The sequence below is a fragment of the Stappia indica genome, from assembly GCF_009789575.1.
GTDB lineage: Bacteria > Pseudomonadota > Alphaproteobacteria > Rhizobiales > Stappiaceae > Stappia > Stappia indica_A.
Genome location: NZ_CP046908.1, coordinates 1,741,245 through 1,755,267 on the forward strand (window position 1 = coordinate 1,741,245; position 14,023 = coordinate 1,755,267).

At 66.6% G+C, this 14,023-nt stretch carries 13 protein-coding genes; 5 read left to right on the plus strand and 8 right to left on the minus strand.

The window, feature by feature from the left end:
- Positions 1-4: 4 nt before the first annotated feature.
- Both GH266_RS08195 and GH266_RS08200 read right to left on the minus strand, forming a co-directional pair.
- Positions 5-958, minus strand: coding sequence for a dihydrodipicolinate synthase family protein (locus GH266_RS08195; RefSeq protein ID WP_158193454.1), 954 nt, complete (start codon positions 956-958; stop codon positions 5-7).
- 5 nt (positions 959-963) lie between these two features.
- Positions 964-3,159, minus strand: a complete 2,196-nt coding sequence (locus GH266_RS08200; protein WP_158196114.1) for a xanthine dehydrogenase family protein molybdopterin-binding subunit — start codon at positions 3,157-3,159, stop codon at positions 964-966.
- Positions 3,160-3,346: 187 nt separating this feature from the next.
- Here GH266_RS08200 and GH266_RS08205 point away from each other — a divergent pair, with 187 nt between their 5' ends.
- Positions 3,347-4,147 (plus strand): aspartate dehydrogenase, encoded by an 801-nt coding sequence (locus GH266_RS08205; RefSeq protein WP_158193455.1) that lies wholly within the window; start codon positions 3,347-3,349, stop codon positions 4,145-4,147.
- Positions 4,148-4,200: 53 nt separating this feature from the next.
- Positions 4,201-5,154 (plus strand): LysR substrate-binding domain-containing protein, encoded by a 954-nt coding sequence (locus GH266_RS08210; protein WP_158193456.1) that lies wholly within the window; start codon positions 4,201-4,203, stop codon positions 5,152-5,154.
- Positions 5,155-5,161: 7 nt separating this feature from the next.
- Here the strand turns inward: GH266_RS08210 and GH266_RS08215 are convergent, their stop codons facing one another.
- From GH266_RS08215 to GH266_RS08240, 6 genes are all read right to left on the minus strand, one after another.
- The gene (locus GH266_RS08215) at positions 5,162-6,424 is read right to left on the minus strand and encodes a TRAP transporter large permease (RefSeq protein ID WP_158193457.1); all 1,263 of its coding nucleotides are present in this window, start codon (positions 6,422-6,424) and stop codon (positions 5,162-5,164) included.
- Entirely contained in the window at positions 6,421-6,969 is a 549-nt protein-coding gene (locus GH266_RS08220; RefSeq protein ID WP_158193458.1) for a TRAP transporter small permease, read from the minus strand. Before GH266_RS08220 ends, GH266_RS08215 begins: the two co-directional genes overlap by 4 nt.
- A 117-nt stretch (positions 6,970-7,086) precedes the next feature.
- Entirely contained in the window at positions 7,087-8,088 is a 1,002-nt protein-coding gene (locus GH266_RS08225) for a TRAP transporter substrate-binding protein (protein WP_209001567.1), read from the minus strand.
- Positions 8,089-8,176: 88 nt separating this feature from the next.
- Positions 8,177-8,719: a 3-hydroxyanthranilate 3,4-dioxygenase gene (locus GH266_RS08230; protein ID WP_158193459.1), complete on the minus strand. Its 543-nt coding sequence runs from the start codon at positions 8,717-8,719 to the stop codon at positions 8,177-8,179.
- A gap of 257 nt (positions 8,720-8,976) precedes the next feature.
- On the minus strand, positions 8,977-9,858 hold the full coding sequence (locus GH266_RS08235; RefSeq protein ID WP_199270478.1) for a MurR/RpiR family transcriptional regulator: 882 nt from the start codon (positions 9,856-9,858) through the stop codon (positions 8,977-8,979).
- Between the two features lie 46 nt (positions 9,859-9,904).
- Positions 9,905-10,294 carry a Rid family hydrolase gene (locus GH266_RS08240; protein ID WP_067335743.1) on the minus strand — a complete coding sequence of 130 codons (390 nt, stop codon included), beginning with the start codon at positions 10,292-10,294 and terminating at the stop codon, positions 9,905-9,907.
- Between the two features lie 228 nt (positions 10,295-10,522).
- On the opposite strand from GH266_RS08240, the gene GH266_RS08245 reads away from it, so the two are divergent.
- The 3 genes from GH266_RS08245 to GH266_RS08255 all read left to right on the plus strand — a co-directional run bounded on the left by GH266_RS08245 (position 10,523) and on the right by GH266_RS08255 (position 14,022).
- Complete coding sequence (locus tag GH266_RS08245; protein ID WP_158193461.1) at positions 10,523-12,064, plus strand: ABC transporter substrate-binding protein; 1,542 nt, start codon at positions 10,523-10,525, stop codon at positions 12,062-12,064.
- 115 nt (positions 12,065-12,179) lie between these two features.
- Positions 12,180-13,127, plus strand: coding sequence for an ABC transporter permease (locus GH266_RS08250; protein ID WP_067219777.1), 948 nt, complete (start codon positions 12,180-12,182; stop codon positions 13,125-13,127).
- Positions 13,128-13,170: 43 nt separating this feature from the next.
- On the plus strand, positions 13,171-14,022 hold the full coding sequence (locus tag GH266_RS08255) for an ABC transporter permease (RefSeq protein WP_158193462.1): 852 nt from the start codon (positions 13,171-13,173) through the stop codon (positions 14,020-14,022).
- The last annotated feature ends 1 nt before the right edge of the window (position 14,023 follow it).

The following is a 14,023-nucleotide window of genomic DNA, read 5'->3' on the forward strand; positions in this document are numbered from 1 at the left end:
TGCCTCAGAGCGTCAGTCCGCAAGTCTCGAAGGCGGCGCGGGTCGCCTCCCGCTCCGCATCGGTCAGCTGCAGCAAGGGCGGGCGCACCGGCCCGCCGACCTGGCCCAGGAGCTCCTGCCAGTATTTCTGGTGCGCCTGCGGCTTGCCGCCGGGCCGCGTGCCGCGCAGCGCCTTGCGCACCGGATCGAGGCTGGCGCTGACCGCCTTCGCCCGCTCCGCATCGCCGGCAAAGGCCGCCTGCGTGTAGTCGTGCATGCGCCGGTCCTTCGCGGTCTGCAGCAGATAGGGCGGCGAGGAACACAGGTAGAGCTGCCAGCCGAGCTCGAGAATATTGTCGAGCCACTCCTCTTCGGAGGCGGTGGAGACGAGAATCTTGTCGCCGACCATTTCCGTCAGCTTCACATACATCGGCCGCGGCACGCTGTACTTGATGGCGACGATGTTCGGCAGCTCCGCCACGCGGGCGCACAGCTCCGGGCTCATCAGATAGCCCGAATCCGGGTGGCTCCACATGGCGATGCCGATGTTCACCCGCTCGCAGATCGCCTTGTAGTACTCGTAGACCGTGTCGTCCTGATCGCTGATGAAATGCAGGATCGGCGCATGCACCACGATGTAGTCGGCGCCCACCGCTTCCGCGTGCCGGGCAAGCTCGATCACCGTGTCGAAGTTCTGGTCCGAGCAGGACATGATCGTCCCCGCCTTGCCCGCCGTCTCCTCCACCGCGATCTCGAAGTTGCGCTTGCGCTCGGCGAGCGACATGGAGAAGAACTCGCCCTGCTTGCCGGCGATGAAGAGCCCGGCGATGGCAAGATCGTCCACCCAGTGGCGGATGTTGGACCGCAGGCCGTCCTCGTCAAAGGAGAAATCCTCGCGGAACGGATTGAGCGCCGCTGCCCAGATCCCCTTCATGTTGGCACGGGCATAGGCCTTGGCGTCGAGCCTCGAATAATTCATTTCGGTCACCTCGTTGGAGCCGAGCGCAGGGCGCGCCACAGCGCCTCGGCGGTCAGCGGCATGGACTGGATCGCGGCGCCATGGGGGCGCAGCGCGTCGTTGGCGGCATTGAGGATCGCGGCCGGGGCACCGATGGTGCCGGCCTCGCCGACCCCCTTGGCGCCGAGCGCGTTGGCGGGCGATGGCGTGGACATCTTGCCGATGGAAAGGTGCGGCATGTCGGAGGCACGCGGCAGCGCGTAATCCATCAGCGAGCCGGTCAACAGCTGACCGTCGGCGTCATAGACGATCCGCTCCATCAAGGCCTCGCCGATCCCTTGCGCAAAGCCGCCCCGGATCTGGCCCTCGACCATCATCGGGTTGATCACCGTGCCGATGTCGTCGCAGCAATGCGCCTCTTCGATGGTCGGCGTTCCGGTGTCCGGATCGATGGTCAGAAGAACGAGATAGGCGCCGTAGCCCCAGGCCTCGCCCTTGGCCTCGTAAACCACCTCGGCACTCACCGGCTTGCCGCGGTCCGCGCCATCCGCAAGCTTGCCCAGAACGGCATCGCAGGCCTCGGCGAGCGCGCTTCCGCCGATCGGCGTGCTGCGGCTGGCCAGGGCGCCGATGCCGGTCGGGCAGTCTTCGGTGGACCCGTGCAGCACGCGCACCCGCTCAAGCGGCAGGGACAGCCGGTCGGCCGCAATCTGGGCGAAGGCCGTTTCGCGGCCGTGCCCCTGGCTGCTACCACCGCTCGCCACCTCTGCGCGCCCATCCGGATGCAGCGTCACCCTCGCGCTTTCCCAGCCCGTCCCGCAGGGCTCGACATAGAAGGCAAGGCCGAGGCCGGCGACGCCGCCCTCTGCCCGGATCCGGTCGCGCCGCCCCTTCAGCCGGTCGTAGTCCGCATCCCCTGCCAGCTTGTCGAGAAGTTCGGCATAGCGGCCGGAATCGAGCTTTGTACCGGTCGGCCCCGCATGCGGCAGCCGGTCAGGTGCCAGCAAATTGCGGCGGCGGATTTCCAGCGGATCGATACCGCTGGCGCTTGCCGCCTCGTCGACGAGCCGCTCCATCAGGCAATTGGCCTCCGGACGCCCCGCACCGCGATAGATGCCAACCGCCGCGCTGTGCGTGAGCTTTGCTCGGGAATGGATATCGACCGCAGGAATGTCGTAGCCGCCCGGCAGGATCCGCCCTGCATTCCAGGCCGGAATGCCGGCGCTGTTGGGCAGCCAGTGGCCGAGCGGGCAGTCCACCTCGGCCGCCAGCGCCAGAAAGCGGCCCTCGGAGTCGAGCGCCAGCCGCCCCCGGCTGCGCGCCCCGCGGCCGTGGGTTGCCGACATCAGGTCCTCGCTGCGGCTCGACGCCCAGCGGATGGAACGGCGAAAGCGGAAGGCGGCCCAGACGGCGAATACCTCCTCGGGATAGAGCGAGGCCTTCATGCCGAAGGCACCGCCGACATCCGGCGCCCGGACCGCGATTCGCGCCTCTTCGATGCCGAGTATCCGGCAGAGCTCACGCCTCGCCCGGTGCGGTGTCTGGCTCGAATACCAGACCAGCGCACGATCCCGCTCCGCGTCGTAGTCGACGGCAATCGCACGCGGCTCGAGAGGAGACGGCGCAAGACGCGGATGCTGCACCTCCACCTCGACCACAAGGGCGGCCGCGGCAAAGGCTGCGTCAACGTCGCCGCTGGACCAGTCGCCGCGAAAGCCCGGCACATCCGCGCCGGAATAGTCCGGCGCCGCGCCGTCCTCATCGATGTCGACGCCGACCAGGTCCGCGGCATCCTGCGCAAGGGAACGCCCGCTCGCGAGAACCGCCGCAACCGGCTGGCCGACGGCCGCAACAAAGCCGCGCGCAAGGACAGGAAATTCGGCCTCGCCCTCGAACGGCAGGACCGGATTGACGGCGAGCCTGCCGAGGGCATCGCCTTCCCGCGGACCAAAGCCGGAAAGATCCTCGCCCGTCACCACATGGGCGACCCCATCCATCTCCCGCGCGGCCTCGACATCGCAGCTCAGGATCGCGCCGCGCGGCAAGGGGCTGCGGACGAAGGCGATATGCAGCGCATCATGAAGCGGAATGTCGGAAACGTAACGGCCCTGCCCGGTCACAAGGGCATCGTCCTCGCGGCGGCGCACGGCACGCCCGACGAGCGCATTGGCGGCGGATTCGTCCTCGTCCCGCACCGTCTGCGAAGCGTGCCCGGTCTTCATCGTCACGGCTGCCACCCGTCCTCCCACGGCCTGCCCTCATAACGGGCCGGCATCTGTCTTGGCGGAGAGTGGCGTCGTTCAGATATCGCAGCAAATATCATGTTTCAAATCTGCTATCTGGATATTGGATAGCAAACCGTCTGCCGATCACGCAGGATGGGCGACAGGATATCCTTCGGAGTCTTGCATGAAACACGTCGCGATCATCGGCTACGGTGCCATCGCCAGCCACGTCATCCGCGCCATTTCCGCGTCCTCCGCCGTACAGCTCGGCGGCGTGATCGGCCGCGCCGGACGCCTGGCCGCAGCACGGGAGGCCGCCGGCCCGAACATCGCCGTGGTCGATAGCATCGACGGCCTCGCGACCCGTCCCGATCTGGTGCTGGACTGCGCCGGCCATCCGGGCCTGATCGCCCATGGCGCCGCCATCCTGGAACGCGGCATCGATCTCGTCAGCGTCTCCGCCGGTGCGCTGGCCGATGAGGAGCTTTATGAAACGCTGGCAAAGGCGGCCTCCGCCTCCGGCGCCCGCCTTCGCATCGCCTCCGGCGCCATCGGCGGTCTCGACGTCCTGTCGGCGGCGCGGCGCGGCGGGCTCGACCGGGTGACCTATCGCGGCCGCAAGCCGGTCGCCAGCTGGCGCGGCACGCCGGCCGAAACCGTGCTCGACCTCGACAGTCTCGCGGACGCCCGGATCCATTTTCGCGGCACGGCGCGCGAGGCCGCGCGCCTTTACCCCAAGAACGCCAACGTCACCGCCAGCGTCGCCCTTGCCGGCATCGGCTTCGACGCGACCGGGGTGGAGCTCGTCGCCGATCCGGCCTGCACCTCCAACTGCCACGAGCTGGAGGCGGAAGGCGCTTTCGGCAGTTTCTCGCTGCGCCTCAATGGGTACCAGCTGGCCGACAATCCGAAGTCGTCGGCCCTCACCGCCATGAGCATGATCAACGCCGCGCTCTCACTCGAAGAGCCGATCCTGGTTGCGTGAGCCCGGTCGATCAGGTACCGGCTGAAGGCGCGCCTCTCGCGCAAGGACGGCCGATGAGCGAACCGACACCGAAGCATTTCCGCATCGTCGAGCGGATCCTGACCCGGCTGAAGCTGAAGCAGCTTCGCCTGCTGGTGGCGGTCGAGCGGCACAATTCGATCCTGCATGCCGCACGCGAGCTGAACCTGTCGCAGCCGGCCGCCACCAAGCTGATCAAGGATCTGGAGACCGACTTCGGCGTCATGCTCTTCGAGCGGACCAACCGGGGCGTCGTCCCGACCATCTACGGCGAGGCGCTGGCCCGCCACGGCAAGCTGATCTTCGCGCAGATCTCTCATGCCGCGCAGGAGCTCGACGACCTGTCGGAAGGCTCAAGCGGCCGGATCGTCGTCGGCACGCTGCTGGCCGCCTCGGCCTTGCTTCTGCCCCGCACCATCGCCCGGGTCCTCGCCGAAAAGCCCAACCTGTCGATCAAGATCCAGGAAGGCACCAACGAGGTGCTGATGCCGGCGCTGCGGTCCGGCGAGCTCGATCTGGTGGTCGGACGGCTGCCAACGCACCGGCACCGGGACGAGCTGCTGCAGGAACGGCTCTACGAGGAGAAGGTCATCGCCGTCACCCGCGTCGGCCATCCGCTGCAGGAGCGCAAGAAGGTCACCTTCGCCGACATGATGGAGTACGGCTGGATCCTGCCGCCGCCGGAAACGACCCTGCGCCGGCAGATCGACATGGTCTTCCTCGATCACGGCCTGTCCTCGCCGATCAATGCGGTGGAATCGGTGTCGTTCCTCGCCAATCGCAGCCTGCTGGTCAATTCCAGCATGATCGGCGTCCTGCCGAGCCACGTCGCCGAGCAGGACATCGCCGCCGGCATCCTCGCCCGTGTCCCCTGGGACGTCCCGATCCCCATCGGCCCGGTCGGCGTCTCCTACCGCAAGGGCCGCAGCCTGACGCCGGCCGCGAGCTTCTTCCTGGAGCAGCTGCGCCAGGTCGCCGCGACCTTCTGAACGGGTTTCAGCGGATCAGCACTGTCGAGATCGACGGCGCCCAGCTCAGCAGCAGCAGCACCGCGGCAACCGCCGCCAGGAACGGATAGAGCGCGCGGAAGATCGCCATCGGCTTCGCCCCGCTCATCGCCGAGGCGATATAGAGCCCTGCTCCCACCGGCGGGGTCAGCAGCCCCAGCACCAGGTTGAGGCAGACGATCACCCCGAACTGGAACGGGTCGATGGCATAGTGGGTCTGTGCGATCGGCAGCAGGATCGGCACCACCAGGATCACCGCGGCGATGCCGTCGATCACCATGCCGATCAGGAACAGCGCCAGGTTGACGATCAGCAGGAAGACGAAGGGATCAGAGGTAAGCGTGGTGATCTGCGCCGCCAGCTTCTGCGGGATCGCCTCGTAGATGATCACCCAGCCGAAGACATTGGCCGAGGCGATCAGGAAGATCACGAGACTGGAATTTGCGGCGGTGCGCACGAACAGCGCGCCGAGCCGGGTGATCTTCAGCTCGCCATAGACGAAGCGACCGATCACGAAAGCCACCAGCGAGGCGACCGCCGCCGACTCCGTCGGTGTCGCGATGCCCAAGAGAATGCCGCCGACGATGGCCAGCGGAATGAGCGCGGCCGGCAGGCAATCGCGGATCGCGGCGAGCGCCACGCCCGGCGACATCCACTCGCCCTTCGGGAACTGCTCCTTGAGGCCGACCAGCGCAACGATGACGAAGAAGCTCGCCGAGAGGATCAGCCCCGGCAGGATACCGGCCATGAACATGTCGCCGATGGGGATCTGCGCCAGCACACCGTAGATGACGAACAGCATGGAGGGCGGAATGATCGGCGACAGCAGCCCTCCGGCCGCCGTCGTCGCGGCGGCGAACTCCCGTCGGTAGCCCTCCTCCTCCATCGCCGGCACCATGGCCCGCGACATCACCGCGATCTGCGAGGCGGCCGAGCCGATGATCGCCGCCATGAACATGTTGGCGAGCAGGTTGATATAGGCAAGACCGCCGCGAAACCCGCCGACGAAGACCCGCGCTGCCTGGATCAGCCGCTGGGTCAGGCCGCCCTCGTTCATCAGCTCGCCGGTGAGCATGAACAGCGGGATCGCCAGCAATCCATAGCTCTCGACACCGGCGAAAAGCTGCTGCGCAAAGCTGGAATACAGCACCTCGTTGCCGCTCGCCTGAATATACCAGACCGCCGACAGGCACAGCACGAGGCTGATCGGCACGCCGGCGAAAAGCAGGACCAGAAAGACGACGCCGGTCATTCGCCGCTCCTGCCTGCTGTTCCGAGCGCGGGAAGCGAACGCGACAGGTTCGCCGCCGCATGCAGCAGGAAACCGAAGGTGAAGAGGATCATGATCATCCAGATCCAGGCCTTGCGGATCCCCAGCGTGGTGGTCGGTTCCGCATAGATGAAGTTGAACGTGTTGCCCTGGAACGTCTCGATGTCGAAGCCGGCAGCTGCAAGGCCGGCGGGATCGAACCACAGCCAGCAGAACCAGCCGAGCGCCAGGCCGAAACCGAGCGCGACGATATCGAGCGCTGCCGTGAGGCGCGCTCTCGCCCGGTCCGACAGCATGTCGCCGACCAGCGTGACCGCGACGGCGCTGCGATCATGCACGGCAGCGGATGCGGCAAGGAAGGTCATCCAGATCATCGTGTAGATCGCCGCCTCGTCGATCCAGTAGATCGCCATGCGGGCGGTGCGCGTGGCGACGTTGATCAGGATCAGGACGGTAATAGCCCCCGCAAGCACGGCGGCCACGGCGATTTCGCAGCGCGCCCACAAGGCCGACAGGCGGTAGAGCATCGCGGGACCTCCCTCCCTCTGGCCCGAAACGGCGCGGGCGGCGACGCAACGCCATCCCGCGCCGGCAATCTCGGCGGATCGTCCGGGCGACACGACTGCCGCCCGGCGCATCCCTCCTCAGCGAGTTTCTTCGGCCACCTTGCGCAGATCGGCAAGCGCCGGGGCCTTCTCGGTCCAGATCGCCTCCCACTTGGCGATGGCATCGGCGAAGAATGCGGCATCCGCCTCGACGACCGTCTTGCCCGTGCCCTCGATGGACAGCAGCCACTCGCCTTCCTTCTGGACATAGGTGTCGATGGCCCCGTCGAGATGGCGCTTCATCAGGTCCGCGACCATCTTGCGGTCGCCCTCGGACAGGCCCTGCCACACCTTGGCCGAGACCAGCCCGACCATCGGGAACATCATGTGGTTGGACAACAGGATCGTGTCGGCGTGCTCGTAGTACTTGAGCCCCCAGATCAGCTCCGCATCCATGTCGATGGCATCGACCTGTCCGTTGGCGAGCGCATCATAGACCGCCGGCAGCGGCATCGGCGTCGAGGCCGCGCCGAGCGCATTGTAGAAGTCCTTGATCGGCTCGAACGGGGTGATGCGCAGCTTCTTGCCCGAAAGATCCGCCGCCGTCGTCACCGGAGACCGGCTGACGATCTGGCGAAGCCCGCCCATCGAGTAGCCGATGCCGACCACGCCCGCCTTCTGCGGCAGACCCTGGAGCAGGCCGGTGGCAACGTCCGAGCGCAGGATGCGAGACGCATGGCCGACATCGTCGGCGAGATACGGCGCGTAGAAGGCGCCGAAGTCGGGCACGCGGTTCGACACTTCGGCGATGGTCAGGAAGGCCATGTCGAGCGCGCCGGTCTGCAGCTGCTGCATCATCTGCGCCTCGTTGCCGAGCTGCTGCGAGGGAAACACGGTGACGCTGTGCTCGCCGCCGGAGGCCGACTTCACCTCGTCGGCGAACGAGTTGGCCGCAACCGTCCAGATATGCGGCGGCGGTGTGATCAGGCCGAGGCGGAATTCCTTGGCCTCCGCATGTCCGGCGCCCAGCGCCACCATGGCGATTGCGACAGGGGCGATGGTCGCGGGCAAGAAACGCGCGAGATGCTTGGTTTTGGTCATGTGATGCTCCTCCCGGCACGGCGCTGCCCCGGCGGGCGGGCCGGCCGTCTTCAGTCGATGGGAATGGACGCGATTGTCCCCGGCTCGCTCAGAGAACGACCCAGCCTTCCGGCGGCTCCTTGCCGGGATGCACCGTGCCGCAATTCGGGCAGGTGCGGTCTTCCTCCGAGGCATAGAACGCCTTGTAGACCGGCGGCAGGTCGTCGACGATCGACTCCAGGTCGAGCTCGGCGCGATGGACCAGGTGCTGGCACTCGAAGCAGTACCACTCGATGGCGTCGAGCGCGCCTTCGGGGCGGGACGGCTCGATGACGAGGCCGATCGACCCCTCCTGCGGACGCTGCGGCGAATGGCGCACATGCGGCGGCAACAGGAAGATCTCGCCCTCGCGGATCGGCACGTCGTAGAACTCCTTGCCGTCGTAGAGCTTCAGGACCATGTCGCCCTTGAGCTGGTAGAAGAACTCCTCGACCGGATCGTCGTGATAGTCGGTGCGCTTGTTCGGCCCGCCGACCACCGTGACCATGAGATCCGCGTCCTTGAAGACCTGCTGGTTGCCGACCGGCGGCTTCAGCAGGTGCTTGTGCTCGTCGATCCATTTCTGGAAATTGAAGGCCGCAAGTCTCGACATCTATGGCTCCCCGCACTGGCTGGCTCGCGCACGGCGCCGCTTCTTTCGGGGCCCCCGCCCCGCGGTCGTCCGCACGTTTTTCTCAGCCAAGGAGACGGCAGAGTGGTATGTCAATCAAATACCAATATTCGAAGCAGATATAATGAAACCGGATAGCCAGCCCCTTCCGCAGCGTCGCTTTGCGCGCAGATGCGCAAGAACCGGCAACACCTTGCGCGGGAGCCTCGGTCGCGCTGGACCCCGGCCGGAAAGGCCGGTCAGTCGCCGATGGGCTTGGGGCCCACATCCTTGGACAGCGGCACCAGCGAGGTGCGGATACGGCGCAGATATTCGCGCACGCGCTCGGGCCGCTTGCGCGCGGCGCCGGCCGCCAGCACGTCGATGATCGCCACATAGGCAAGCCGCGAGGCGCTCGGCTTGTAGATGTCCTGATCTTCCGGCAGGTCGAGGCCGAGCGCGATGTCCGTGGCGCCGGCCAGGTCCGAGCCGGCCTTGGTCAGGCTCAGCGTCTGGGCCCCGTACTGGCGGGCGATGGCGACGCTGTCGAGCAGCTCGGCCGGCGTCCCGCTCGCCGAGATCGCGAAGACCACATCGCCGCGTTCCAGCGTCGAGGCGATCATCCGCTGCAGATAGCCGTCCGAATGCGCCTCCGCCGGCACGCCGAGACGAAAGAAGCGGTTCGCCCCCTCCCGCGCCACGTTGGCCGACCCGCCGCCGACGCCGAAGAAGACGATCCGCCGCGCCCCGGCCAAGAGGTCGATCGCCGCCTCCACGGCCAGCGGATCGAGCTGCGCCCGCGCCCGGTTGAGCGTGTCCATCAGCGCGCCGAACACCTGCGCCACCAGCGCGTCCGACAGCGACCCGCTGTCGGGCGCATGCACGTCCATGTATTGCAGCGACACGGCCACGCTCTGGGCGAGGCGGATCTTGAAGTCCTTGAACCCGTCGCAGCCGAGCGTCTGGCAGAACCGGTTGACCGTGGCATCGGACACCCCGGCGCCCTGGGCGATCTCGCTCTGGCGCTGGTAGGCGATGGTCTCCAGGTTCGCCAGCACGTAGTCGGCAACCCGCTGCTCGCGCTTGGGGAAGGCACCGTCGAGCCGCCTGAGCTGCGCGATGATATCGATCACCTTGGACACGCCCCCGGCCCCTTCCCTGCCATCCGCCCCGGTTTCCGGGGCAAGATTAATCGGCTTTGTAGGCGATGACATCCATCTCGACCTTCGCATCCACCATCAACGGCGACTGCACCGTGGAGCGCGCCGGAGGGTGGGCCCCGAAATGCCGCTCGAACACGGCGTTGAAGCTGGAGAAGTCGCGGGCATCGTCCAGCCAGACATTGACCTTCACCACATGCTCCAGCCCGCAGCCGGCCAGCGCCAGCACCGACTTGATGTTCTCGATCACCTTTTCGGTCTGCGCGACGATGCCGCCGGTGATGATCTCACCCCCTTCCACGGGCACCTGGCCGGAGACGTAGACGAACCCGCCGGCGGTGACCGCCTTGGCGAAGGGACGCTTCTGCCCGCCGGCGGCGAGATCGGCGGTGTCGTGACGGGTGATGCCCTTGGTCATGGAAATCCTCGGCTCAATATGAAAGTTTCTTTCATTATCTACCGCAGTTTAGCGGGAAACTCAAATTCCCGTTTGACAGTTTAGGCAGATTATGAAAATTTTTTACACAACGAACAGCCGGCGCAGACACGGCAGATCGTGGGATGGCTGCACGGCCGGCGACTGCACGTCGCCCGCCCGTGTAGCCCATTCGGGCTACCCAGAGGACCCTGTATTTGGAGGAATGGAATGTTTCGGAACCCCCGCTGGAAAACCGTGTTCGCCGCGGCGATCGCGACATCCATGGCCAGCACCGCCTTTGCGGCCGGCACGCTGCGCTACGCCACTGTCGGCGAGCCGCCCAGCCTCGACCAGCACGTCGTCACCTCGGACCTGTCGACGACCATCGCCCACCACATGTTCGAGGGTCTCTACACCTTCGACGCCAGCAATTCGCCCGTGCCGCTTCTGGCCGAGAGCGACCGGCTGGAGGATGACGGGCGCACCATCGTCATCACCCTGCGCAAGGACGTGACCTTCCACAACGGCACCGACATGACCTCGGCGGACGTGGTCGCCTCGCTGAAGCGCTGGGGCGAGTTCGGCTCGCGCGGCAGCCTGCTGTTCTCGAATGTCGAGAGCATCGAGGCGACCGGCGACCATGAGGTCACCCTGCGCCTCAGCCAACCCTTCGGCCCCTGGAAGAACCTTCTGGCCTTCATCAACGGCGGCCCGGCGATCTACCCGGCCTCCGTGATGGAAGGCGCCGGCAAGGAGCCGATCGCACCGGAAAACTACATCGGCACCGGTCCCTACCGCTTCGGCGAATGGCAGCCCAACCGCCATGTCGAGCTCGTCCGCTTCGACGACTACGATTCGCCGGAAGGCGAGGCGAACGGCTATGGCGGCACCCGCAAGGCCGAGTTCGATGCGCTCCGCTTCATCCCGGTTCCCGATGTCGGCACCCGCGTCAGCGGCCTGCAGGCCGGCGACTACGACTACGCCGAGAACATCCCAGGCGACCTCTTCGATGCCCTCGATGCCAGCCCGGACGTCACGACGATCCTCAACGGCGGCCCGATCTTCGGTCTCGTCTTCCTCAATTCCAAGGAAGGCCCACTGAAGGAGAACTTCGCCCTGCGCCGCGCCATCCAGACGGCGATCAACAAGACGCCGGCGCTTCAGGTCGCCATCGGTCCGGAGAAGCTGTGGCGTGCCAACGGCTCGTTCATGCCGCAGGGCAATGTCTGGTACACCGAATCCGGCGCCGAGAACTTCAGCAAGGGCGATGCGGCGGCCGCCAAGGAGCTGGCCAAGGAAGCCGGCTACAACGGCGAGCCGATCAAGTTCATGGTGTCGACCAACTACCCGTTCCACTACGACACGGCGATCGTCTACACCAAGCAGCTTGCCCAGGCCGGCTTCAACATCGACCTGCAGGTCTACGACTGGGCGACGCTCATCAAGAAGCGCGGCGAGCCGGACCAGTGGGACCTGTTCTTCACCCATCACGGCTTCGTGCCGGATCCGATCCTGATCTCGGTGATGAACCCGAACTATCCCGGCTGGTGGGCCACGCCGGAAAAGACCGCGCTTTCGGAGAAGTTCACCGCCTCGGCCGATCCGGCGGAGCGGCAGAAGCTGTGGGGCGAGCTGCAGGCGCTCGTCTACGAGCAGGTCCCGACCATGAAGACGGGCGACGTCTACACCTACAACATTGCCTCCCCGGCGCTTAAGGGCCTCGGCGAAGCAACCCTGATCTGGCCGCACTTCTGGAACGTCTCGAAGTAACGCACGATCCCCTCGGTCCCCTCCGGCCTTTGCGAAACTCCGTCCCTAGGGCGACACTCGCAACAGGCCGGGGGCGGGCTGGCCGCCTCCCGACATTTCGCGGAAAGTCACGCTCATGCTCGGATATGCCCTGCGGAGACTGCTGACGCTCGTGCCGACGCTGCTCGCCGCCTCGCTGCTGGTCTTCCTTTTCGTGCACCTGATCCCCGGCGATCCGGCTGCCGTCCTGCTCGGCGATAGCGCCACGCCCGAGGAGATCGCCAGCCTGACGCGCGAACTCGGTCTCGATCAGCCGCTCTACACCCAATACCTGCTGTGGCTCGGCAACGTGCTGCAGGGCGACTTCGGCACGTCGATCTTCTTCCGCGTCCCCGTCACCTCGGTGATCGCCGACGGCGCGGAGACCTCGATCCTTCTCGCCCTGATGACGATGGTCTGGATCGTCATTCTCGGCGTGCCCATCGGCGTCGTCGCCGCCAGCTATCGCGGCACCTGGGTCGACCAGGTCACGTCCGGCGGCGCCATGCTCTTCGCCTCCGTGCCGACCTTCTGGCTCGGTCTCTACCTGATCCTGATCTTCTCGGTGACCCTCGGCTGGCTGCCCTCGTCCGGCTTTCCGTCCGTGACCGACGACGGCGGGCTCGCCAACCTGCGCTACCTCCTGCTGCCGAGCTTCACCCTTGCCGCGCCGAACGCCGCGCTGATCATCCGCCTGGTGCGCGCCTCCATGCTCGACGTGCAGCGCGAGGACCATGTGCGCACCGCCCGCGCCAAGGGCCTCGCCCCGTGGAAGGTCTCGGTGAAGCACGTCTTCCGCAACGCGCTGATCGCCGTTGCCGCCGCCTTCGGCTTCACCTTCGCCGCCCTCGTCTCCGAGGCGGTGGTGACCGAAACCGTCTTCTCGCTGCCCGGCATCGGCCGCCTCGTGGTGCAGTCGATCCTGCGCCGCGACTATCCCGTCATCCAGGGCGTCATCCTGGTGATCGTCGTCCTCTACATGGTCATCAATCTTCTGGTCGACCTCGCCTATGCGCGCCTCGACCCCAGGGTGTCGCTGAAATGACCCGGACCCGTTCTCTCAAGCCGCAAAGCCAGGGAGCTGAGGCATGACCGCGATCCTCACCATGGGCCGCATCTTCCGCGGGCGCTGGCTCGCCACCGCCGGACTGTGCTGGCTGATCCTGGTCGCGCTGGCCGCGATCTTCGCCCCGCTCGTCGCCCCTTACGATCCGCTGGAAATCGACCCGCTCGTGCGCCTGTCGCCGCCGAGCCTGGAGCACCTGTTCGGCACCGACCACTACGGCCGCGACAGCTTCTCGCGCAGCCTCTACGGCGCGCGCATGGCCATCATCATCGGCATCGGCAGCGTCGTCGTGGCGCTGATCGCCGGCGGCCTCGCCGGCATGGTCTCGGCCTATTTCAGCCGCCTCGGCCATGTGATCATGCGCGTCGTCGACGTGCTGATGGCCTTCCCGGCGCTGCTGCTCGCCCTCGTGCTGATGACCCTGCTGGAGCGCAGCGTCGTCAACACGGTGATCGTCATCGGCATCGTCTATGCCACCACCACCGCCCGCATCCTTTTCGGCATGACGCTGAAACTCAAGGGCGAGGTCTTCGTCGATGCCGCGACGTGTTCGGGCGCCGGCCATGCCAGCATCCTCTTCCGCCACATCCTGCCGAACCTCGTCTCGCCGCTCCTGGTGCAGGCAAGCTTCATCTTCGCCTTCGCCCAGCTGCAGGCCGCGGCCCTCGACTTTCTCGGCCTCGGCCTGCCGCCGGAAGTCCCGAGCTGGGGCAACATGCTGTCGGAATCGCGCATCTACGTCACCCGCGCCTCCTGGCTGCTGCTGTTCCCCGGCGCGCTGATCATCCTGTCCGTCTTCTCCATGAACCTGGTCGGCGACGCCCTGCGCGACAGCATCGACCCGCGGTTCCGTAACGACATCAAGGGGGTGTGAG